This window comes from Streptomyces sp. NPDC056580 (assembly GCF_042793175.1).
Classification (GTDB): Bacteria; Actinomycetota; Actinomycetes; order Streptomycetales; family Streptomycetaceae; genus Streptomyces.
On sequence record NZ_JBHTVE010000032.1, the window covers coordinates 1 to 22,300 of the forward strand.

Annotated in this window: 21 protein-coding genes; 8 read left to right on the plus strand and 13 right to left on the minus strand. The window is 70.2% G+C overall.

What is annotated here, in order from left to right:
* Nucleotides 1-193 precede the first annotated feature (193 nt).
* Nucleotides 194-1,564 (plus strand): IS701 family transposase, encoded by a 1,371-nt coding sequence (locus ACFQ9Z_RS37915; RefSeq protein ID WP_383031085.1) that lies wholly within the window; start codon nt 194-196, stop codon nt 1,562-1,564.
* 180 nt (nt 1,565-1,744) lie between these two features.
* Here ACFQ9Z_RS37915 and ACFQ9Z_RS37920 read toward each other — a convergent pair whose 3' ends face one another.
* The 6 genes from ACFQ9Z_RS37920 to ACFQ9Z_RS37945 form a co-directional block, all read right to left on the minus strand.
* The gene (locus ACFQ9Z_RS37920; protein ID WP_383031089.1) at nt 1,745-2,737 is read right to left on the minus strand and encodes a hypothetical protein; all 993 of its coding nucleotides are present in this window, start codon (nt 2,735-2,737) and stop codon (nt 1,745-1,747) included.
* Nucleotides 2,734-4,047: a hypothetical protein gene (locus tag ACFQ9Z_RS37925; RefSeq protein WP_383031092.1), complete on the minus strand. Its 1,314-nt coding sequence runs from the start codon at nt 4,045-4,047 to the stop codon at nt 2,734-2,736. Before ACFQ9Z_RS37925 ends, ACFQ9Z_RS37920 begins: the two co-directional genes overlap by 4 nt.
* A complete protein-coding gene (locus ACFQ9Z_RS37930; RefSeq protein ID WP_383031095.1) occupies nt 4,047-6,050 on the minus strand; it encodes a hypothetical protein in 2,004 nt (667 codons plus the stop codon). The genes ACFQ9Z_RS37925 and ACFQ9Z_RS37930 overlap by 1 nt, the downstream gene beginning before the upstream one ends.
* 529 nt (nt 6,051-6,579) lie before the next feature.
* Nucleotides 6,580-7,029, minus strand: a complete 450-nt coding sequence (locus ACFQ9Z_RS37935) for a hypothetical protein (RefSeq protein WP_383031098.1) — start codon at nt 7,027-7,029, stop codon at nt 6,580-6,582.
* Between the two features lie 162 nt (nt 7,030-7,191).
* The gene (locus tag ACFQ9Z_RS37940; protein ID WP_383031101.1) at nt 7,192-8,271 is read right to left on the minus strand and encodes an aldo/keto reductase; all 1,080 of its coding nucleotides are present in this window, start codon (nt 8,269-8,271) and stop codon (nt 7,192-7,194) included.
* A gap of 89 nt (nt 8,272-8,360) precedes the next feature.
* A complete protein-coding gene (locus ACFQ9Z_RS37945) occupies nt 8,361-9,293 on the minus strand; it encodes an alpha/beta hydrolase (RefSeq protein ID WP_383031105.1) in 933 nt (310 codons plus the stop codon).
* Between the two features lie 121 nt (nt 9,294-9,414).
* Between ACFQ9Z_RS37945 and ACFQ9Z_RS37950 the strand changes: the two genes are divergently transcribed.
* The 3 genes from ACFQ9Z_RS37950 to ACFQ9Z_RS37960 all read left to right on the plus strand — a co-directional run bounded on the left by ACFQ9Z_RS37950 (nt 9,415) and on the right by ACFQ9Z_RS37960 (nt 11,714).
* Nucleotides 9,415-10,305, plus strand: a complete 891-nt coding sequence (locus ACFQ9Z_RS37950; RefSeq protein WP_383031109.1) for a helix-turn-helix transcriptional regulator — start codon at nt 9,415-9,417, stop codon at nt 10,303-10,305.
* A 93-nt stretch (nt 10,306-10,398) separates the two neighbouring features.
* The gene (locus ACFQ9Z_RS37955; RefSeq protein ID WP_383031112.1) at nt 10,399-11,292 is read left to right on the plus strand and encodes an aldo/keto reductase; all 894 of its coding nucleotides are present in this window, start codon (nt 10,399-10,401) and stop codon (nt 11,290-11,292) included.
* Nucleotides 11,289-11,714, plus strand: coding sequence for a DUF2255 family protein (locus ACFQ9Z_RS37960; protein ID WP_383031115.1), 426 nt, complete (start codon nt 11,289-11,291; stop codon nt 11,712-11,714). The genes ACFQ9Z_RS37955 and ACFQ9Z_RS37960 overlap by 4 nt, the downstream gene beginning before the upstream one ends.
* A gap of 309 nt (nt 11,715-12,023) precedes the next feature.
* Here the strand turns inward: ACFQ9Z_RS37960 and ACFQ9Z_RS37965 are convergent, their stop codons facing one another.
* Both ACFQ9Z_RS37965 and ACFQ9Z_RS37970 read right to left on the minus strand, forming a co-directional pair.
* On the minus strand, nt 12,024-13,229 hold the full coding sequence (locus ACFQ9Z_RS37965; protein WP_383031120.1) for an MFS transporter: 1,206 nt from the start codon (nt 13,227-13,229) through the stop codon (nt 12,024-12,026).
* Between the two features lie 360 nt (nt 13,230-13,589).
* A complete protein-coding gene (locus tag ACFQ9Z_RS37970) occupies nt 13,590-14,576 on the minus strand; it encodes an SDR family NAD(P)-dependent oxidoreductase (RefSeq protein ID WP_383031124.1) in 987 nt (328 codons plus the stop codon).
* A gap of 110 nt (nt 14,577-14,686) precedes the next feature.
* Between ACFQ9Z_RS37970 and ACFQ9Z_RS37975 the strand changes: the two genes are divergently transcribed.
* From ACFQ9Z_RS37975 to ACFQ9Z_RS37990, 4 genes are all read left to right on the plus strand, one after another.
* A complete protein-coding gene (locus ACFQ9Z_RS37975) occupies nt 14,687-15,580 on the plus strand; it encodes an AraC family transcriptional regulator N-terminal domain-containing protein (protein WP_383031127.1) in 894 nt (297 codons plus the stop codon).
* 515 nt (nt 15,581-16,095) lie between these two features.
* Nucleotides 16,096-16,767, plus strand: a complete 672-nt coding sequence (locus ACFQ9Z_RS37980; protein WP_383031130.1) for a recombinase family protein — start codon at nt 16,096-16,098, stop codon at nt 16,765-16,767.
* A gap of 83 nt (nt 16,768-16,850) precedes the next feature.
* Nucleotides 16,851-17,102, plus strand: a complete 252-nt coding sequence (locus tag ACFQ9Z_RS37985) for a hypothetical protein (RefSeq protein ID WP_383031133.1) — start codon at nt 16,851-16,853, stop codon at nt 17,100-17,102.
* Between the two features lie 23 nt (nt 17,103-17,125).
* Nucleotides 17,126-17,368 carry a hypothetical protein gene (locus ACFQ9Z_RS37990; protein WP_383031136.1) on the plus strand — a complete coding sequence of 81 codons (243 nt, stop codon included), beginning with the start codon at nt 17,126-17,128 and terminating at the stop codon, nt 17,366-17,368.
* Between the two features lie 307 nt (nt 17,369-17,675).
* Here the strand turns inward: ACFQ9Z_RS37990 and ACFQ9Z_RS37995 are convergent, their stop codons facing one another.
* The 5 genes from ACFQ9Z_RS37995 to ACFQ9Z_RS38015 all read right to left on the minus strand — a co-directional run bounded on the left by ACFQ9Z_RS37995 (nt 17,676) and on the right by ACFQ9Z_RS38015 (nt 22,242).
* Nucleotides 17,676-18,053, minus strand: a complete 378-nt coding sequence (locus ACFQ9Z_RS37995) for a transposase domain-containing protein (protein WP_383031140.1) — start codon at nt 18,051-18,053, stop codon at nt 17,676-17,678.
* A 243-nt stretch (nt 18,054-18,296) separates the two neighbouring features.
* Entirely contained in the window at nt 18,297-20,330 is a 2,034-nt protein-coding gene (locus ACFQ9Z_RS38000; protein WP_383031145.1) for an NACHT domain-containing protein, read from the minus strand.
* A 135-nt stretch (nt 20,331-20,465) separates the two neighbouring features.
* The gene (locus ACFQ9Z_RS38005) at nt 20,466-21,314 is read right to left on the minus strand and encodes a hypothetical protein (protein WP_383031149.1); all 849 of its coding nucleotides are present in this window, start codon (nt 21,312-21,314) and stop codon (nt 20,466-20,468) included.
* Nucleotides 21,311-21,979 carry a hypothetical protein gene (locus tag ACFQ9Z_RS38010; RefSeq protein WP_383031155.1) on the minus strand — a complete coding sequence of 223 codons (669 nt, stop codon included), beginning with the start codon at nt 21,977-21,979 and terminating at the stop codon, nt 21,311-21,313. Before ACFQ9Z_RS38010 ends, ACFQ9Z_RS38005 begins: the two co-directional genes overlap by 4 nt.
* The gene (locus ACFQ9Z_RS38015; RefSeq protein ID WP_383031159.1) at nt 21,877-22,242 is read right to left on the minus strand and encodes a hypothetical protein; all 366 of its coding nucleotides are present in this window, start codon (nt 22,240-22,242) and stop codon (nt 21,877-21,879) included. Before ACFQ9Z_RS38015 ends, ACFQ9Z_RS38010 begins: the two co-directional genes overlap by 103 nt.
* Between the last annotated feature and the right edge of the window lie 58 nt (nt 22,243-22,300).

Sequence of the window (22,300 nt, forward strand, 5' to 3'; positions counted from 1 at the left end):
AACAAGGACCTCAGCAATCCTCATTCTCGCTGGTCAGAGGCACTTTTCGCTTACCTGACCGCCTGTCGGACAGCCCGCTTCATGAAAGCGCGAGGTTAGGTCGGGTTGGTCGTAGGCCGGTGGGAGGAGTCAAGTGCCTTGCTGGGGGCTGAAGATGACTGCTCGCCGTCCGTGTCCGCCTGCGCCGGGGGCGTTGGAGGAGTATGCGGCCCGGTTCGACGACATCTTCTTCAGTCTCGCCCAGCGGCGAGGGTTTCGCGAGTACCTGACCGGGCTGCTGGCGCCGCGCGAGCGGAACAAGACGATCACCTGTCTGGCCGGAGCGGAGCCGGTGGCGGGTGCGGGGATGCCGGGGGTGCAACGGCTGCAGTTTTTCCTGTCCGAGTCGCCCTGGGAGGTCGAGCTGGTCAACGACCGGCGGCTTGAACTGCTGCGCGAGCAGTCGGCGACGGCTCCGCACGACGGCGGGGTCATCGTGATCGACGACTCCGGGGACCGCAAGGACGGCACGGCCACCGCGCACGTGGGCCGGCAGTGGCTGGGCCGGTTGGGAAAGACGGACAACGGCATCGGCACAGTGACAACGGTGTGGACCGACGGCCGCGTCTATTACCCGCTGCACGCGACTCCCTACACTCCCGCCCACCACTTCGCCCGCGGCCGCTCGGATCCGGCCTTCCGTACGAAACCGCAGCTGGCCGCTGCCCTCGCGGCCCGCGGGAAGGAGGCGGGCTTCGGCTGCCGGGCGGTGGTCGCCGACTGCGCCTACTCCGTCAGCGACGACTGGTACCTCGCACTACGCGAGGCCGGCCTGGCTTACGTGGTCGCGCTCAAGCCGCACCGCGGCACCTGGGCTCCGGCCGACCAACCGCACACCCCCATCGAAGCCGCACACGCCCTGACCTGGCGCGATGCCAGGCGTCCCGGCGACTGGACACCCGTGAAGCGTCACTTCCGCGACGGGCACACCGAGACCTGGTGGGCCGCTGACGCCCGCCTGGGCGGCTACGGACCCGACTCACCCTGCCGGCTGGTCGTGGCCACCACCGACCCGGCCAGCCTGCCGGAGAAGGCCACCTGGTACCTGGCCACCAACCTGCCCCACCCCGACGCACCCCACGCCACTACCAACCCGCACCCGCCGGCCGACCTCGCCGAGATCGTCCGCCTCTACGGCCTGCGGCCCTGGATCGAGCAGAGCTACAAACAGATCAAGGACGAACTCGGCTGGGCCGACTTCCAAGTCCGCTCCGACCGCGCCATCCGCCGCCACCAGACCCTCGTCAACTGCGCCTTCTCCTTCTGCTGGGAACAATGGTTCGCCCCACCCGGACCCATCGATGCCACCGCGCCCGACCCGTGCCCCGACGAGGGCGCAGAGAGGGGGCCCAGCCATACCCCACCAGCCCCAACCGCCCTGCTGGCCCAGGGCCTTACGCGCCATCCGCTCCTGGCTCACCCCCGCCATCACCCTCACCCGATGGTGGCGAGCCTGGACGGACACCGACCCACCCTCCGAACTCCAGGCCCTGATCGACGCAGTCACCACCGGACACGGCATTGACCTCTACCTCCGGATTTAACGAACTACCGGTAACCGCACTACAAACAGGGAAGCATTCGCCACGCCTGCCTCCAGCCATCGTGTGAGTGTGGTCTCTTGCGCTTGGCTGACAAACGAGAGGCCCGGATCGGACACTGCGCTGTGCGCCCGCGCATCGTTTCCGGTCTCGGTCCGCGCTCGTCACCGCGCTTGGTTGGCCAGTGAGAGCAGGAGGTGGGCTGATTCGGGATGGAAGTAGTCGGAATGCGCCCCTTCGATGCGGGCGGGTGATGCGCGGTAGCGGTGGGAGGCGTCTACGTTGAGCAGGCGGGCGGAAGGGAAGATATAGGCGTCGCCGGTGTCTTGGAGGCGGAGTGTGTGCAGGTGGCTTTCCGGTGCTGTGGCGCCGGCGTAGCCGATGCCCTCCTTACCGTCTTCCGTGGCGCGGTGCCAGCGGCCCAGGGCCCGGTCGTGGGGGCTGAAGGTCATGGCGACGGGGGCGTTGAGGACGTTGTCCTCGAGCAGGCGGCTGTAGGGCGCTTCAGCGAGGGAGTCGTGGGGCAGTGCCATCTGGAAGGTGGTGAAGCTGTCCAGGGTCCAGGGGTACTGGTCGCTGCGGTAGTTCCAGGCGAGGGTGCGGGGGCTGTGGGGCAGTTTGGTGCTGGCCTGGGCGATGGCATGGGCCAGGAACCGGCCGCCGAAGGAGTGGCCCACGGCGTGCAGGTACTGGCCGCCGGCGGTCTTCAGCCGGGGCGGGCCGGGGGCGGGGGTGCGTCGGTGCTGGTTGTAGTAGCCGAGGATGGCGGCCAGGACGCGGGCGGCTTGCCCGGGGTGGGACATGGCGGCGGCCCGGTCGCGGATGGTGCGGTAGCCCTGCGGGGTGGGCAGGCTGCGGGAGGGCCACCGGATGGCTATGTACCGGGGCCGGAAGGGGGTCAGGCGGGGGTAGTGGTGGGGCTGGTTGTCGATGAGGTCGTCGATGAGCGCGGCCAGGCGCTGGGCTGCATCGGTTGCGTCGTCGGGCTTGGTCCGCCAGCCGTGGACGTAGAGGAAGGTGTCGGTGGTGGCGGGGTCCAGGCGCAGGTGCCGTTCGATATGGGTGGGGACTTCGTCGGCGTTGAGCGGGGTGCCGGTGCGGGGGTGGATGAGTTTGCCGTCGTGGTCGAGGTCGAGGTGGGTGATGCGTTGGCTCATGGTCTCTTTTGCTGGTCGGGTGTTGCGAGGTGGGTGTCGATGCCCCGCAGCAGGGTGAAGATCAGTCCGAGAGGGCTGGCGTGTTTGATGAGGAACTCGCGGGTGAGTTCTCTGGCGATGTGGGCGATCCGGGCGCCGGTGAATGCTTCTTGGAAGAAGCGGTGGGTGTAGAGGCCGGCGAAGTCCATGGGCACTTCGAGTTGCGGGCCTACGAGGCAGCCGACACCGAGTTGGAAGAGGGGTCGGCCGAGCCCTTCGTGGATGTGGGTGGCCGTGCGTCCGCCTTCGCACACCATCATGAAGCAGAGGGGCTCTGGAAGGGGTTTCTTGCGTTCGTCGCGCCAGAAGTCCAGGTCGGAGCTGCAGATGGGGTCGTCGTCGCTGAGGGTGACCTGGGCGGGGATCATGCCTTGGTCGTCGAAGCGTTCGGCTGTGCCGTGCGCGCCGAACAGGAGGATCTCGTCGGCGGTGGCGGGGTCGCAGAACGCGTCGGCTACGTCCTGCTTGCAGCTGCGGGTTGCGTAGTCGGTGTGCTGGTCGATGACGGCGTGGACGGGGGCCAGGGGTCCGGCGGGTCGTTCAGGGTTGATCAGCCGCAGGTCGAGTTGCAGTCCGGTGCGTAACCGGCGCTGCGGGTTTCCGATGCGCTGGCGGGTCGAGGCCCTGCCAGCGGTGGGCAGGACGTGTTCGATCAGGTGGGTGTAGCCCAGGAAGCCCGACCAGTCCCATGAGGCGTTCGATGCGGAGATCCGCGTGTCGGGGTCGGCGCAGACGTAGAGCATGTTCCAGGGGACGAAGAAGTCGTCGGATATGACGGTGATGGTCTGAGGCCTGTTTCGTAGGGCGTGCTCCAGGCGTTCTCCGAGCCGGCGCAGGGCGTCGTCACCGTTGCAGAAGATGCGTTTGAAGAGCTTGTTGCCGTGGCGGGCCAGAGCGAGGCCCTGCTTGCTGAGGTAGGTGCGTGCGCGGTCTTCCCCGAAGTCGACGACAGGCGATCCTTCGAAGGTGAACGCCTCTTGCCCTGGCGGCTGGTGCTGGATGACGTCCTTGGACCAGCCGCGCAGCAGCTCTGAGGTGGCGGCGGTGATGTCTTCCCTGCTGAGGTGGATGTCCCCTTCCATGCAGAGGCTGCCGTCGCGTTGAAACTCTGTGCCGTAGGCGAGCACGTTGTAATGGCCGGCCCGGTTGGTTCTGATGTGCAGGAAGATGCTGCGATCGGCCATTTTGTGCGGGTCGGGCGTGGCGGAGGTGTCCTCATCGAGGCCTGCGTGCTCGAGCGTGAGGTCGAGATTGATGTTGAGCTGGTCCATTACGAGAGCGCTGCGTTCTCCGGTGTGGCCGCGGGTAAAACGGTGGTCAGTTCTTGCAGGAGGGCCCCGTCACCGCGGCGCATTACGCTGAGCTGGACTTTCACAGGTGTGCTGGTGCGGGGTGTCAGACGGATGCACTGCGTGGGGGTGCCGGCATTGCGGTCGACACGGGTGTAGAACAGCCGCGGTTCGACAGCGGCCTCACCGGCCGACACCACAACCGTCAGGTCGAGCGGGTCGTCACCGCAGACGGGAACAGTGCCGGGCTGGTGGGACTGGTAGTCGAAGGCAAGGAGGATTTCGCGGCCCGCTGCCGCGGGATAGGTTCCTCCCACCACCCGCAGCCGGGCCGAGGACTTTGCTTCAGGAGGCGGAGAGGAGGCAGGAGGGACCGTAGGAGGCGGAGCGAGCCCCGCAAAAGGGTCCCCCGGCACGTCCCCCACACCAGCGGGGTTCACGGATAGCAGCCACTCGGCCACGCTCGTGTCGGCGGACGGTTCGCGCAGACTCCCCAGCAGCGTCTGCCAAGCGGCAAGCGGGCCGGATCCGGGCAGGTACCGGATCTCCGCCTCGGGGAAGGAGAACCTCCATGGCCGCGGCCAGGGGCCAGTCCCAGGAACGGGATACACCAAGTCGCCCCAGCCCTGCTCCTCAGTCGGGGCGGAGCCCTGGGCAGTCAGCGCCAGCGGGTCGGGGCCGGACGCGGCAGGGGAAGTCGCCCACGTAATGGCGAGGCGGCTGGCCCCCGCGGCAGGCGCCCAGCCGCGAGCCTGTGCAGCCGCGGCCAAGCGCCGGGCAACGGCCGTCTGCGTAGGCGACTGGTAGGCATCGATCAGCAATGTGACGCGTTCTGCGCGCGAGGTGCGCAGCATCTCCACCAGTTCGCTGACCGATACGGACTGCTCCCCCGCCAAGGCGACCATCACGTCGAGGGAGCCACGCTCGGAGAAGACACGCGCAGCGCCGGAGAGGTACACAAGGACCAGGTTCTGCCCTTGCGAGGCCAGCTCGCTGATCTTGCTGCGGAGTTCCTGCCGGGTCACCGATCCGACCACGGTAGTGGTGTCGCGGGTGAAGCCCCATCCACTGGCCAGCAAGCGCTCGTAAAGCCACAGGGCGTTCTTGTAAGGAGAAGTGTCCTTCTCTCGGGCGCCCCACAGCGCCATGCCGCACACCAGTGCGTAGCGCCGCGTGTCGGCGGGCACGAGTCGGCCCAGCGCCTGCCGCACGAGCCGGCCTGGCCGACGCCTGCGCTGCGGAGCGGGGTCGGAGGCCTGGGCCAGGACGCTGCGGAAGGCATCGGCATTGCCCAGGCACGGCGGCGGATAGCCGCTGCGCTGGAGCTCCTGGGCCAGCCACTCGTGGGCGGCCTGAAGCTTCAAGGGCGTCATCGACTCCGCAGCTTTCAGCAGGAGGTGCGCCAACTCCTGCGTGAAGACAGAGGTGTCCCGGCTGTTGGCGGCGAATCCCGTCGCCGTGCGCCCCAGACCGGCCCACACAGCCACCCCTGGGCGGCCCATCGACGTGACCACCTCGGACACATCCACGTCGCTCCGCGGGCTTGCCGCGTTCTGGCCTGCCCCTAAGCAGGCATCCAGAATCAGCAGGCGGTCCCATCGGTCGTCCAGGCGCGGCGACATCGACTCGATGAGCAGCTCTGCGGGCATCCAGGTACTCAGATCGTTCACGCGCGAATGCGGCAGGGCCAGACGCACGCCGTCTTCCTGCGTGATTGCAGCGTGCCCCGTCCAGTAGACGACCAAGGACGGCTGCTCCTGAGCCGCCGCCGCAACCTCCTCCAGCACCTGCGAGGCATCACCGGGCTCCAGGACCCGACAGGCCTGCGGCACCATCGACGAGGGCTCATCGTGGGGATGCTGGGTGGCCGTCAGCGCCTCGCGCAGCTCCTCCACGTTGCGCGCCGTGCCCGCCGGTAGCTCGAGCGCCGCATCCTCATACGAACTGACACCCACTAACAGGTGCTGCACCGCCGTAGCCGTCATATCCCCCCCGATTCCGTCATGCTCAGTACTGCCCAGAGTAACGAGATCACTACACGCCGCGCGGGCTACTGACGGGTACTCACCCGGTACGCCCTCGGCATGCCCCCTTAGCCGTAACCACGCACAGCATCCGCCCCCGCCTCACCCTCCAGCCGCCCAGTCTCACCCAGGTCCGCCCGCCCCCGCGGCAACTCCCTTGAGGTCTCGACCAGGGTGACTCATAAGAAGAGTCCGCAAGCTCCGGAACCGCCGTGTGAAGCTCCGCATCGGCCGGTGTCTTATAACCCGCCCCGGCAGCCGACCACGGCGCGTCGAGCGGCCTGGCGCTCCCGACGAACACCAAAGGCCGGCCTCCGAGCCGGTCCTATATATCGCGAGTCGCCCGCCTGTCCCCGCTCAAGCACCGCAACCTGAACCTGCTCGGCCGCTACAGCTTCACCCCCTCGACCCCGGCCGCCGGCGCCCTGCGCCCGCTGCGGGACCCGGACGCGCCGGAGCTGGACGAGGACGACGACGGGGGCGAGCCGGACTAGTCGTGGCCGGCCAGAGCGGTGATGAGCTTGCGGGCCCTGGCCTTGGTCAGCCGCTTCGCGGCCGTCGCGCACCGCTGCCGGGGAGCGCGCGGGGCGATGTCCCTGCCCTTGACCACCTCGGCGAACTCGGCATCGAACCGCTCCTGGCCGACCTTCTCCACCAGCGTGGTCAGGTACTTCACCTGCGCCTCGGTGGCCGGCTCCGTCTTCGCCTTCTCGGCGCGCTCGCGCCGCAGAGCGTAGACCCGCTCGTTCTCCGCTAGGCGTGCCGCCTCCGACTCCGGGCTGCGGCAGGTGATGTGCACGGACTCGTACCAGGTCTGGGTGCCGGACTTGCCGGTCACCGCCTCCCACAGCGCGTTCGTGGTCAGCTTCTCCTCGTCCACGCCCTCGGTCAGGCCGGGGCCGACGAGCCCGTAGTAGCCGCTCCGGCCCCGGGGGATCACCGCGAACCCGGCCGGGATGGCATGGGCTTCGAGCCAGTCCCGGCCGCACGCACCCGCAGTGCCGGGCGTGGTACCCGGCCCATTTCGTGGGCAAAGCCGGGCCGGGATGCTGCCGGGGTCCTGAATTGCGGCAGCATCCCGGCCCGACCCCGGCGTGGATGTTCAGTACTCTCCCTGTCGCTGCTTTCCGTTGATGATGAAGGCCGGGTAGGTGGTGTCGTCGACGGTCATCCCGCCGAAGGCGACCGCCGCGCTCATGCCGATGATTCCGGCGGGGAAGTCGAGGGTCGGTTTGGACACCTCGTCCAGCGTGGCGCGCTGCTCGGGTGTGAGGGTGACGTCCAGCGAGGCGAGGTTGGCGTGCAGCTGGTCGATGGTGCGGGCGCCGATCAGGGTGGAGGAGATGCCGGGCCGTCCCCGGACCCAGGTCAGGGCGACCTCCGCCGAGGTGACGCCGAGGTCCTGGGCCACCTGGGCGACGGCGTCGATGACCGGCCACTCGTGTGCGGCGGGCTGGCCGAACATCGCGGCGCGACCCCCTTCACCGCCGCCGTCGCGGGTGTACTTGCCGGTCAGCTTCCCGCCCCGCAGCGGGCTCCACGGCATTGCACCGATGCCCAGGGCCTGCGCCATCGGCAGCAGCTCACCTTCCGGTGTGCGCTCCAGCAGGCTGTACTCCAGCTGCAGCGCGGTGATCGGTGCCCAGCCGCGGAAGGCGGCGATGGTCTGGGCCTGCGCGGCGACCCATGCGGGGACGTCGGACAGGGCGATGTAGCGGACCTTGCCGGAGGTGACGAGGTCGTTGAGCGCGCTCATCGTCTCCTCGATGGGGGCGCCGCGGTCCCAGCCGTGCAGCCAGTACAGGTCGACGTAGTCGGTCTGCAGGCGCCGCAGGGACTCGTTGAGCTGGCCGATCATCGCTTTGCGCCCGCCGCCACCGCCGTTGGGGTCGCCGGGGAACAGGTTGGAGAGGAACTTCGTGCTCAGCACCACACGGTCGCGCCGGCCCGGGCGCGCGGCGAAGTAGTCACCGATGATCTTCTCGGAGTGGCCGTTGGTGTAGCCGTTGGCGGTGTCGATCAGGTTGCCGCCGCGCTCCAGGTACTCGGTCAGTACCGCTTCGGAGGTCTCGACGGTCGACCCCCAGCCGTGGTCCTCGCCGAACGTCATGGCGCCCAGCCCTAGCGGGCTGACCCGCAGCCCCGAGCGCCCGAGCGTGATGTACGAGTCCAACGAAGTCATGGGTTTCCGTCTCTCCTTCTGTGATGAACGGGCGGGTTCCGCGATCATGCGACCCGCCCACTGCGTCGAACCGCACTCGGGCGGCGGGGTCAGACCACCGACCCGGCGGGGGCGTGGGCTGCGAGGTGCTGGGTGAAGAAGGGGACGAGTTCGGCGGTGACCTGCGGAACGTAGCGGTCGTAGAGGTCGACGTGGCTGGCGCCCTCGATCCAGTGCAGCCGGCTGGGCTCGTTCGCTTTCTTGATCGCCTGCTCGGACATCCAGGCGGTAGCGGCCTCGGTGCCGGCGACCATCAGCAGCGGGCGGGGGGCGATGAGGTCGATCAGGTGGAAGGCATCGAAGTTCACGATCTTGTCGATGCTGGGGAAGGTGAACTCGTCGGCCTGGCGGGGGTGACGGCCGCGGTCGGTGGCGTAGTACTCCCAGCCCTCGTAGTTGTAGCGGTCGCCGTCGGTGGGGGCGTCCTGTCCCTGGACGCGGATGATCAGGGGGGAGGCGGGCCGGCCGGCTGCCTCGGCGGTGCGGGCCGCGGCCGCCGCGTCGAGCATCGACCGCAGGACGGCGGGGTCCTGGTCGCCGTGCGGGCCGACGCGGAAGTTCAGGCCGAGGTCGACGGCGCTGGCGGTCGCGACGGCGCGGATGCGGTGGTCGGTGACCGCGGCAGGGATCACGTAGCCGCCGGAGGCGCAGATGCCGAGGGCGCCGATCCGCTCGGAGTCGACGTCGGGGCGGGTGGTGAGGTAGGAGACGGCGTTCTTGATGTCCTCGACGCGCTGGGCGGGGTCCTCGGTGCCGCGCGGGGTGCCGCCGCTCTCGCCCTGGTAGGCGGCGTCGAAGGCGAGCGCGACGAAACCGGCCTCGGCGAGCCGCTGGGCGTAGGCGCCCGCGGTCTGCTCCTTGACACCGCTGGCGGGGTGAGCGACCACCACCGCGGCCTGGGGACCGTCGGCGGGGCTGTCCGGGGTGTACAGGTGAGCGGCCAGGGTGATCCCGGCACTGGGGAAGGTCACATCGGTTCGCATGACTCCACCGTGCCCTCCGTCCCGGAGGGACGGGAGGGGAAAGACCCTGCCTGGGTACGGACGTGCCGGGGAAGATTTTTGCCCCCCTTCACCGGCCGCCGTCCGGGGCATAGTGGCTGTCATGTCCGATACGCGTTCACCCCGCTCCGAGCTCGGCGCTTTCCTCAAGGCTCGCCGGGCCGAACTGACGCCCGCGCAGGTCGGCCTCGGCGACGACGGGACCGCGCGGCGCGTCCCCGGGCTGCGCCGCGACGAGGTCGCGCGCCTGGCCACGATGAGCACCGACTACTACACCCGCATCGAGCAGGGGCGGGTACGGGCGTCCGCGACCGTCCTCGCCTCCCTCGTGAAAGCGCTGCGGCTCGACGACGCGCAGCAGGCCTACCTGTACGAACTGGCCGGCCGGTCGCCCACGGTCCGGCGCCGCCGCACCGCGCAGCGGGTGCGGCCCTCGGTGCAGCGGATGCTCGACGGTCTCGGCCACCTGCCGGCCATGGTGCTGGGCCGCTACAACGACATCCTCGCCTGGAACGCCGCCGCCGCCGCCCTCTACCTGGACTTCGCCCAGTTGAAGCCGGCCGAGCGCAACTACACGCGGCTGATCTTCCTCGATCCCGCGATGCGCAGCCTCTTCACCGACTGGGAGGACGCCGGACGCATCAGCGCCGCGACCCTGCGGATGGAAACGGCCGCCACCCCCGACGACCCGCGCCTGGCCGAACTGGTCGGCGAGCTGTCGGTGCGCAGCCCAGAGTTCCGCCAATGGTGGAACGGCCGGATCGTCACCGACCTCACCTCCGGCCCCAAGCGCTACCACCACCCCATCGTCGGACCCCTCACCCTCGACTGCGACACCTGGACCAGCCCCGGCGACCCCGACATCACCTTCATGGTCCTCACCGCCGAACCCGGCACCCCCGAGGACCACGCCCTGCGCATCCTCAGCTCCTGGCACACCGCCCCCCACCCGGCGGACACCCCGACGCCCACGGCCGACACCCCCTACGACTGACCCCGGCCCACCGCCGCAAGCCGCCGCCGTCCAGGATCACTTGCGCACACACCGGCCGTCAGCCGTCGCGCAGTTCCAAGGAGGAATCCGACCATGCCCCAGAGCACCTCTCCGCGTCTGTTCCCGCTCGGCGGGGACCTGCCCGTCTCCCGCATCGGCTACGGCGCGATGCGCCTGTTCGGCGCCGACCACTGGGGCCCCTACCCCGACCAGAAGGCCGCCGTCGACCTGCTGCGCGGCGTCGTGGACGCGGGCGTCAATCTGATCGACACCGCCGACGTCTACGGCCCGCACAGCAACGAGACCCTCATCCACGACGCACTGGCCCCCTACGCCCCCGACGTGGTCATCTCGACCAAGGGCGGGTTCGTCCGCCCCGGCCCCGGCATGCAGGTCACGCCGGTCGGCAACCCCGACTACCTGCGCCAGTCCGTCCACCTGAGCGCACGGCGGCTCGGCGTCGAGCGCATCGACCTGTACTACCTGCACAGCGCCTGGGCCACCGACGCCCCGTTCGAGGACCAGGTCGCCACCCTCGCCGAACTCCGCGACCAGGGCCTCATCCGCCACATCGGCCTGTCCAACCTCACCGCCGACCAACTGAAGGCGGCACAGGCCATCACCCCGATCGCCGCCGTCACCGCCCACTACAGCGTCGCCGCCCGCGCCAACCACGACCTGCTGGAGGCCACCCTCGCCTCCGGCACCGCGTTCGTACCATGGCAGCCCATCTCCCTCACCACCCCCGGCGACCCCACCGACACCGCCGGCCCCGCCCACCTCCAGCAGGTCCTGGCCCCGATCGCCGAGGCCCACGGCGCGACGATCCCGCAGGTCAGCCTCGCCTGGCTGCTCGGCATCGCCCCCGGCGTCCTGCCCATCCCCGCCACCACGAGTCTCGACCACTTCCGGGAGAACCTCGGCGCACTCGACCTCACGCTGACCCGGCAGGAACGCGCCACCATCGACCGACTCGCAACTCCGTGACCGCGACCCACACCAGGCCATGGACCGCGCGCGAACTCGCCGCCCTGGACGCCGCCTTCTCCATCATCCTCGCCGCACGCACCGACGACGGACCACCCCCAGGCAGCGTCGAGATCGGCCTCGTCGTGACCCCCGACGGAGTGTTCGTCCGCGCCTACCGCGGACCAGCCTCCGGCTGGTTCCAGGCCACCCAGACCTGCGGACAGGGCACGATCCGCTACGACGGGCGCACCGTCCCCGTGCATTTCCAGCGCGCCGCACCGCAGGACGAGCCCGCTATCCACGACGCCGTCGACCACGCCTACGTCCGCAAGTACGGGGCTGCCGCCTCGGGCGGGATCGCCACCGACCAGGCCCGCGCGACCACCGTGCGCATCACCCCCCTCACCGCCATGGCACCGATGCGGCACGAGACACCCTGACGAAGGCGCTGTGAACGCGCGCGGCATCCGTGCGCCCGCACACCACCCACACCGCCGGGCGGGACGTAGTGGGGCGCCCTGACAGCGGGCCGCTCGGCTACGGGATTGCGTGAGCCGCGGTGGGACAACTCTGTGCAGACCACGACGGATCGCATCCCTGTCGCCACCTGGACCGGAAAATCTGTTCAGGAGGAGCACGAGACGGGCTGCGTCGTATCCGGCGTCAGTAGCGATGAGGATGTCCGGGGCGCTCGCCTGACCCTGTCCCGCCGTGATCAGTCGTTCAGCAGCCGGGGGCGACGGAGCAGGTCATGACTGAGTAGTGCCCTCCAGTTCGCTGGTTCGGGGTGCTGCGGCGGGTACGTGCAGGGTTGTGCGGCCGAGCGCCCACACCAGCATGCCGAGGACGGTCGCACCGGCTGCGCCTGCGCTTACCGCGTTCCATCCGCCCGCGTGCCACAGCAGGCTGGCTGCTGCCGAGCCGATCGCCCCGCCGATGAAGTTGACCGTCACGGAGGCGGTGGTGAGCCGTGACCGCGCGTCCGGAGCGAGGTCGAAGAGGCGTGTCTGGTTCAGGACGCTCACCGTCTGCACGGCGATGTCGAGCACCACGAGCGCGATCGCGATGCCCACGATCGAGGTGCTGGTCGTCCAGGCCAGTCCGATCGCGACCAGCGACAGCAGCAGCGCCGCACCAGTCGCAGGCGAGGAGTGGCCTCGGTCGTGGAGCACTCCCGCGCGGCGCGCGGCGAGGGACCCGACGAGTCCGGCGAGTCCGACGAGGCCGATCTGGGTGACCGAGTAGTGAAACGGTGCTGCGGTCAGCAGCAGGGTCAGTGCGGTCCAGATCAGGGAGAAGACGGCGAAGTTCAGCATGCCGAGGGCGAGGGTCCAGCGCGCCGCGCGATGCTGGGCGACAGCGGTGAAGACCGATGTGATGAGGCGGTGGTAGGAGACCCGCGGCCGGGGCGGCAGTTGTGGCACGACCCGCGCGAGCAGGATCGCCATGACCGCGGTGGCGACTGCGGCGATCACGTAGATCGCCCGCCAGCCCAGCAGGCCCGCCACGACGCCGCTGACAGTTCGCGACGCGAGGATGCCGATGAGCATGCCCGAGGTGACCGCGCCCACGACCGCACCGCGGCGCTGTGGGTCGGCCAGGTCGCCCGCGAGCGGGATGAGGATCTGTGCGGTGACGGTGACGAAGCCCAGTAGGGCGAGTGTGACGAGCAGGACGCCGAAGTCGGGTGCCAGGGGCACGGCGACCAGGATGAGCGCGGAGGCCGCCAGTACGGCGGGGGCCAGGCGCTTGCGGTCGAGGACGTCGCCCAGCGGGACGAGGAACAGGATTCCGAGCGTGTAGCCGATCTGGGTGACCGTGACCACGACGCTGGCCGCGTCCTCGGACACGCCGAAGTCGGCCGCGATCACCGCGAGGAGCGGTTGCGCCCAGTAGAGGTTGCCCACCGCGAGGCCGCCGGCCACAGCGAAGAGGAAGGTCAGTGGTCCGGTCATCGTGGGTGGGACCGCAGGGGTGCCCGGTTTTGCATTCATTGGAGTTGCTCTCTGACAAAAAAGGGTGGTGGGCCGGATTCCTGACGCGGCAGGACACCGCTTCGCCGGAGCTGTGCCGTGGAAAGGGGCCGCTGCGCAGCGGATGGTCGGGCTGCCGTCTCGGCAGCCCGGAGCGCGCGCCTGCCCTCGGCGAGAGGCTCCCTGACCGTGCCCGCGACGTCCTCAGTCGGCGCCTCGGGCACGGTCCGGTGCTGATACGGCGGATCGATGCGGTCGGTGGTCGGTGGTGCGGAGCCGATCGGGCATGGCGTCGGTGACCGCGCGGACCCGCTCCGGGGCCAGTGCCGGCGCCGCAGACCGTCAGTCGCTGGTGTCGGGCCCGGCGGAGGCGAAGGCGTTCACGCCGGTGAGGTTGGCAGACAGCGCCCACAGCCGAGCCGCCTGGCCGGGGTCGATGGCGTAGTCGCGTACGCCGTCGCTGATGCCGCTCCCGGCAGCCATCCCGGCGACGTCGCAGTCCTCCAGGTAGACCCCGCCCATGCCGTTCAGCTGAGGGGAGGTAGCCGCCCACACCTGGGTGGCTGCACCCTGCTCCGGGGTCTTGTAGTCGAACGTGCTCGCCGGCTTGCGGTCCTCGTCGGCCAGGCCCGTCACGACCAGCTCCTCGGTGCTCAGGTGGCGCGTGAGCTCGGTCCAGATCACGCCCGGGTGCAGCGAGAACGCCCGCACCCCGGACTCCCTGCCGAGCGCGTCGAGGTGGACGGCGAACAGCACGTTCGCGGTCTTGGCCTGGCCGTAGGCCGCCCACTTGTCGTAGCTGCGCTCGAACTGCACGTCGTCCCAGCGGATGGGCGAGCGGTTGTGCCCCCGCGAGGACACCGCCACCACCCGCGCCCCGCCACCGGCCGCGATGGCCGGCCACAGCAGGTTCACCAGCGTGTAGTGGCCGAGATGGTTGGTCCCGAACTGCGACTCCCACCCCGGTCCGACCCGGGACTCGGGGGTGAACATGATGCCGGCGTTGTTGATCATGATGTCGATCTCGCGGCCGGTGGCGAGGAAGCGTTCGGCGAAGGCCCGGATGCTGGACTGGTCGCCCAGGTCGAGCTCGTCGATCTCGACGCCGTTGATGCCAGCCAGCGCTTCGCGGGCGGCGTCGGGTCGGCGGGCCGGGACCACGACGTGCGCGCCGGCGGCGGCCAGCGCGCGGGTGGTCACCAGGCCGAGGCCGGAGTAGCCGCCGGTCACGACGGCGAGCTTGCCGGTGAGGTCGACGCCCTCCAGCACGTCGTCCGTAGTGCTCTGGGCGCCGAAGCCTGATCCGATGGAGTGCTGCGGTGTAGTCATGCTTCGAGCGAAACACGACCCCGGTCGAGGCCCTAGCACGATCGCCTCAGGGTCTTGCCTGATGCTGTCAAGCTCGCGGTGAACGGGCGGGCGCCTGCTTCACTGGGACAATGGACCGACTCCGCGACATCCGTCATGCCGTTACCCGCCACGCCCGCGACGGCCTCACCGCCACCGCGCTTCCCCGTGTGTCGGTCCTGCGCACCCCACGGACCATCGAGCCGCACGGCGGCGTCCTCGAACCGGCCTTCATCCTGGTCGTCGGCGGCGCCAAGACCACCACCCTGAACGGCGAGACGTACACCTACGGCGCCGGCCACTACTTCATCAACTCCGTCGACCTGCCCGTCATCGGCGGCATCGCGACCGCCGACGCGGACGACCCGTACATGGCCGTCACGCTGCGCCTCGACCCCGACAAGATCGCCTCCCTGCTCCTCGACGCCGGCCTCCCCCGCGGCGACTCCGGCACGCGACCCGCGTCCGCCTTCGGCGTCGGCCAGGCGACGCCCGCACTGCTGGACGCGGTCGCACGACTGCTCGCCCTGCTCGACCAGCCCGCCGACCTCGCCGCGCTCGGCGCCGGCACCGAGCGGGAGGTCCTCTGGCGCCTGCTCACCGGACCCCAGGGCGCGGCCGTCCGCCAGATCGGCATCGCCGACAGCCGCCTGGCCCACATCACCCGCGCCACCCGCTGGATCCGCGACCACTACCACCAGCCGCTGCGCATCCCCGACCTCGCCGCGACCGCCGCCATGAGCTCCGCCTCCCTCCACCGGCACTTCCTCGCCCTGACCTCCATGACCCCGCTGGAATACCAGAAACAACTGCGCCTCAACGAGGCTCACACGCGCCTGCTCAACGGCAACCACCACATCGCCGAAGTCGGCTTCGCCGTCGGCTACACCAGCCCCTCACAGTTCAGCCGCGAATACCGCCGCATGTTCGGCACCACCCCCAGCCAGGCCACCCAACACGCCACGCCACGACAGCTCCAGGGGTGATCCTTCGCGCGTCGCTCTCGCTAGGCGACCCGCCCCGCCAGGAACCGCTACGCCGAAGGAGATGGTGGCCGATGCGCCTACGCACGCGCCGTCTGCGAAGGTCGCGATCGGGTGCAAAGCCTCGTCCTTGACGTCAGCTTCTGCCCACTCCTCCAGCTGCTCGGCGGTCGCCGGAGTGGCTGCGGGGGCCGGGCTCCGGACCGCCGTGCCATGCGGCATCAGCCGGCTCCCACTGCGGCAACCCGTTCGCGAAAGGCAAGGGCCGGTGGTACGCGTTCATCTCATCTCGTCGCGGTGGACGCACCTCGGCAGCCATGGTGGACAGTAGATCCACAACCATCCTCTACAGACGACCGATTACTTGATCGCCAAGCAACCAACCTTCAGAAAACGAACGTTTTCTGAAGATCACCTGGCGGGAGCCCGCGCACCCCCTCAGAGCCTTCAAAAATCCCTTCAAAAACCTGGGCCATTCAAGAACCTCGGACCACCGTTTTCTGACATGATCCGGTGTCATGAGTGACCTCCCGGCGCCGTCCGGCCATCCCGAACTCCTCGTCGCCGAACCACTCGTCCGCACCGAGATCAAGATCGGGTACGCGCGGGTCTCCAGCGGCGGGCAGAAGCTCGACCGCCAGATCGACGCGCTCACCACCGCCGGGTGCCGGAAGATCTTCGCGGACAAGAAGTCCGGCAAGACCGCGCTCCGTCCGGAGCTGAAGGCGTGCCACGCCTTCCTCGACGCCGGCGACACCCTCGTGGTCCCCTCCCTCGACCGCTACGGCCGCAGCCTCCAGGACCTCATCAACATGGTCGCCGAGCTGCGCGAGCGCGGGATCGGCTTCACCTCGCTCCACGAGAACCTCGACACCACGACCCCGGGTGGGCGCCTGGTGTTCCACGTCTTCGCCGCCCTGGCGGAGTTCATCCGCGAACTCATCGTTCAGGGCACCCGCGAGGGCCTGGCCGCCGCCCGCGCCCGGGGCCGGGTCGGCGGACGCCCCACCGTCGCCACCGAGGAGATCATCAAGGCCGCCCGCGACCTGCTGCCCGACCCCGGCCGCTCGATCACCTCGATCGCCAAACTCCTGAACGTCTCCCCGGGCACCCTCTACAACCACATCCCCGACCTGCGTGAACTGCGGGCGGCCGGAGCCGTCCCCCAGCTCGACGCCGCGGAGCGGTGACCTGTGCCGATCCGCTCCGAGAACCGCGACCGCTACCCCGACGACTGGCCGGAGATCTCCAAGGCCATCAAGGAACGCGCCGGTTGGCGGTGCGAGGTAAGGGCGAGTGCGGTTGCGGCACCCACCCCGGCCGGTGCCCCAACCTGCACGGACAGCCCGCGTACGGCACCGGCTCGCGCGTCGTCCTGACGACCGCTCACCTCGACCACGTCCCGGAGCAGTGCGACCGGGCGAACCTCAAGGTCATGTGCCAGGGCTGCCACCTCCACTACGACCAGGACCACCACGCCCGCACCGCACTCGAAGCCTCCGGGCAGCTGGCGTTCGAGCTGTAGCCGACAGCAGCAAGGAGAGAAGCGTGACCACCCAGCACGGCCCCGACGTCGACCCGGGCACGGACTCCGATGCCCTCTCCAGGACCGACTCCATCGAGCGCCTCGCCGACCAGCTCAGCCGGTCGTACGACTTCCTGCCCCTGACCGAGGTGGCCAAAGACGATTCCGGCCGGGCCCAGGAACACCACGATGCCGCCCACGAGCTGCGCGGCTGGCTGCGCCGTCTGCCGAAGGAGGAGGACAAGGCAGCGTTCCAGCGCGGATAGGACCGTGCGGTGGGCCGCGCGAAGCGGCGGATCACCGACCTCGAAGCCGTCATCTCCAGCCAGCAGACCGGCCAGAACCTGACCGCGCCCTCGCCCGAGTGGCACCTCGCCCGCCAGGACCCGCGCTACGCCCCTCGTACGGCGGGAGATCCTCGCCCTCGACACCGTCACCGGAGGGATGGCCCTCCCGTACCCGCTCCAAGAACTACTCGCACTCCGCCTCATCTCAGCCCTCCGCACCGCCGAACTCCCCTGGAGGCCGACGAGTGACCAAAACCCTCCCACGCGAAGGCATGGAGGCTTAGCGTTAACCGCTGTACCGATGTTCCCCGAGGCCCGCGACGTCCAGGTAGGTGCCGTCGATCGCGACGACCAGCAGTCCGGCCCAGCGGGTGCCGGCCGTGCGGACCGCCGAGGCCGGGCCGCGCAGCAGGTCGAACAGGGCCCGCACGGGGCGCACGCCGAGCCGGGTGCGGGCGTGCCACAACGCGGTCGCGGTCACCGCCGGCAAAGGCAGTGCTTCAAGGGCGCCGGTCAGCTTGCGCCACACGGTCGGGTAACCGCATTCCTCGAACAGGGTGGCCGCGAGCAGCAGATAGACCACCACCCGGGCCGGCAGCTTCCGCAGCCGCTGCTGCACAGCCCCGCACTCGGCGAGGACCGCATCGACCATCTCGAACGGCACGACCTGGGTTAACTCGCCCAGATGTCCCGGGGCTAAGACGCCTTCGGCTACCGCGATCTCACGCGTGATGACAGACTGTCCGGACAGCGGAGCCTCCGGTCCTTGAACGGCTTGTCTTGGCGGACCAGCCAGTTCTACCGGGGCTCCGCTTCTCGCGTCCGGCGTCCTTCCAGATCAGCCCTCACTTGCGGCCACGACCCGACCCCTAACTTCATGGCCTTGGCCTTTAGGCGGGGGAGGAAGTCAAGGGCTGACCACAGGATCGGGGTGGGCCGCGAGCCAGTGCTGCAGTTCGGCGTGGCGGAACTGGTACGCGGGGCCGGAATAGCGCATGAGACCCGCCGAGCAGGCCCAATCCAGGAAGCGGCCCAGCCGGAAGGGCAGCCGCCGGCGAGCGCACAACAGGAAGACCAGGTACCGCCGCGCGGCGCTGAGGCCCGACGCCTGGCCCGAGGCGACCGCAGTGGCTGCTCCGACAACGAGGCCTGTGCTCGGCTCCAGGAGCAAAGCCACCGTGCAGCCGACGGCCAGGCCACCGAACAGCCCGGTGGAGACGGCGTAGACGAGTCCGTAGACGGTGTCGTCGCGCAGCGCGACCGGCGGGGCGACGGCCGTAGTCGGTGCGGCCCCGCGCAGCCCGGCCGCCACGCTGAACCGGAATCCGGCGCCGAGCCCGGCGACCCAGCTGACGACCGTCCCGACGGCGAGAGCGGCCGAGGGGTGCCCGGCCGTCGCGATCGCCAGTCCCACTGCGAGCCCGGCCGCGACGCCGACGAAGGTGGCGAGTACGGGATTGGCGACGAGTCCCAGGAGGAACGGTCCTCGCAGGCCGGGCTTGTGCCGCTTCTGCCAGTCCAGCCTGCTGGGGCTGAGGGCGAGTGCCGCGGCCAGACCGCAGGCCACCGCGAGAACCAGCACGCTCGCGGCGGCTTTCCCCGGCTCAGGGGTCAGCCAGGCGATGGGCAGGACCGCGCTGATCGTGCCGGACGTCAGCAGGGCGTCCGCCATGCGCACCCTGCCGGGGCCGGCCGAAGGCCACAGGCCGTGCACGGTGATGTCGGTGGTCTGATGCGCCGTCGCGCCGGTTGGGGTCAGATGCCCGGTGAGGTGATGCAGCCAGAGGTGGACCTGCGTCGGCCCGTAGAGGGGCGGGCCCGGGTCGCCGGCCGCGGGTTCGACAGCGGCGGGGATGTAGCGAGCCAGCAGATGCTGGTCGAGTGCGCCGCTGTCGTACAGTGTGAGCAGTTCCGCCGGATCACCGTGGTAGCGGTAGACGGTGGCGGTCAGACCGAGTCGCCAGGGGGTCGACAGGGTCCGGGCGTGCACGCAGGACGGATGGGCCTCGAGGTGGTCCAGCAAAGGCTGCCACCGCGCCTGGTCGCGGCAACGGTCCCGTAGGTAGGTCAGCGCGGGCTCGGACGCCACCGGCGAGACGACTACCAGCGCGGCGTCGACGAGGGGTTCGCGCGCCAGCAGCGCCTCGTAGTTCGCCATGCGGCTGGTGAGCACGAGGGAGCCCGCCTCCAGTCCTTTCTGGTAGGCGTTCAGGTGCTGTAGTGCGGCCTTCGCCCGGGGTGCGTCCGGATCGGGCGAGCCGTCAGCGAGAGGGGGATCCATCTCGTCCAGACCGTCCAGGACGGGCAGCACCATGCCGTGGGACACCAGCCGCCGTGCCATCTCCTCGGGCCAGTCCAGTGCCCGCGTGAGATGTTTCTCTAGCAGTTCGGGCAGGGTATGGGCGGTGTCCCATTGGGCCATCGGGATGCGCACGGGCACCGGGTCGGTGTTGGTGCGGTCGGCGGCCAAGGCAAGGGCCAGTTCCAGAGCCAGGACCGTCTTGCCCGAGCCGGGCGCTCCGCCGATCACGAGGCGCCGGGGTCGGGTGGCCCGGAAGAAACCCGCTATGTCCAGGTCAGCGCCGGCGCCGCCGGGGGCGCGGAAGGTGCGTCCCGCGCCCGGAGCTTGGGCCGCCCGGCCCGGTACCGCCCGCAGCGTGTAGCGCAGGTCGATGCGTCGGGTGTCTCTGCCGAGCAGCTGGTGGCGCACCTTACCCTCGCTCTCCTGCACCTGAACGGCCAGCGTCGCCGCCCACTGGCGTACGAGCTCGGCGTCCGTGCCCTGCGCCGGTCGCCGCAGCGCCGCCACAGCAGCCACCAGCCCCGCGACTCCGATCGGCAGCCCCAGCAGCCCGGCCGTGTCGGCCGGCCCGAGTCCGCCGCGCACCAGCTGGGACACGGCGTAGCCGACACTGGCCAGCAGCAGCGCCCCGGCGAGCACGGCTCCTGCGCGGCGCCGCTTTCTTTCCCGTCGCCCCCCGATCCCCACCATGCTTTGCTGCATACCCCCCTCGGGCACGGAACTCTCCTTGCGGCAGCGACGGTTGAGCGACGGAGCTGGTGGTGTCGAGGACCTTCAGCCGATCGGTTCGAGGTACGCCAGCACGGCCTTCGCGGTCGCGGCGCTGCTGAGGTAGCCGCCGGCCTTGTGCATGCGGAAGGCGCCGATCCCGGTGGAGACGCACGCCGTCACGCCACGGAAGGTGTCGGTGAGGGGCTGCGGTACGGCGACGAGGTCCCCAGGGTCGGCGAGGTTGACCCAGGCAGCGGCGCCTGGCGGACGGCTAAACGCGCGGGAGTCGTCCGGGTGCCGGAGGTACGGCAGGACGACGTCCGGCATCGCGAGCGGCGAGCCGAGCGTGACGAGGACGTCGACCTTCAGGTCGGTGTACTGCCACAGCGTGTCGTAGGCCACGATTGAGCCGAGCGAGTGCGCGATCAGGACGCGTGGCTCGTGCCGGGCGATGGCGTCGGCCAGGCGCTGCCGCACCCGCGTGCGCGCTGGGCTGTGCAGGTACGCCAGCAGGTCCGGGAAGAATCGGGCCACGAACTTCCGGACCGGTTCGTGGCCGAACCCGTAGCGCTTGGCCACGCCGTCGGCGACCCAGCGGACCGGAGCCAGAACCCTCCCCTGTGCCTCCCGTGTCCTCACCCCCAGCAGCTCGCCCCAGCGCAGCACCGCGTCGACCGCCTCGGGCGCGAGCCGGTCCACATCGTCGCCGGGGCCCTGACCCTCAGGTGCCGGGTGGGCCGCCTGCAACAGATCGGCGTAGTACGTCATGGACAGCTCGCTGGCGCCCAGGGGGCTCGGGACATTCTGGCTGAGGGCCCGCGCCCACGCCGCGCCGAGGCGGGCTGCGGCCGCGTCCGCACCGCGGGTGGGGTCGTACTGGTTCACGCCGTGCACGGCGACGATCCGGCTCACTGGCTCCTGCTCTCCCTGGGCTGTGCGGTGACGGGGGTGAAGACCGACACCTCGCGTCCGTATCCAATGGCGAGGGAGGTCTCCTGATGGGCGACGGTCTGGACGATGTCAGGCAGGTCGATCCGGTGTGCCTGGTACCCGTCGCGTAGGTCCCAGCCGCGGACCGTGCCGTCCGCGCTGCCGGAGAAGAGCACGTCCTCGCCGCCGAGCCGGGCGAAGGTGAGCGAACGCACAGCCGCGGTGTGGCCCCGGAGCGCGAGCAGCACGGCGGCGTCGGCGAGCCGGAGTACCCGGATCTTCCCGTCGGCCGTTCCCACGGCGATGCAGGGGTCGATGCCCCGGGTGCCGGTGGCCAGAGCCCGGACCGGAGCGCCGTAGCGGCGGGTGTGGACGAGGTCGGCGGTGCGCAGCGATCTGAACCGCACGTATCCGTCGAAGTCCCCGGTTACCACAAGGTGTTCGCCGCCGGTCTCGGCCACGGCCAGGCAGGCGATGTCTCCGGTCCTGCGCCGCCCGGTGACAAATTCGCGCAGCGGATGCCGGCTACCGGGATACCAGATCATCACGCTGCCGTCGCTGCTCCCGGCAATGACCTGGACGCCTCCCCCGTCGCGGGGCAGCACGCCCAGTGCCACGACGTCGGCGGTGCCCAGGCTGGTGCCCACTGATGTCCCTGCCGTACGCCGACCAGGAGCCGGCAGGGCCGGCTGCGCGGGCCGTCCGCGTACTCCCGGCGAGCGAGCGGCCCGAGCAGTTCCACGGTGATACGCACGCTCTCCCGGGCCTCGTCGAGCGCGTCAAGGACGATCAGCGGTTCCACGGGAAGCGCGGCGATCGTGTCCACGAAATCCTGTGCGGTCCATCCGTCGGCCGGCGCGGCCATCTCCAGTTGCCCTGCGATGGTGTCGATGACCCGGGACAGAGTCATGCCGCGAGCGTGGACGGCGGCGACGGCCTCTCACGGATCGGGCCGGTTGCGGGCGGGG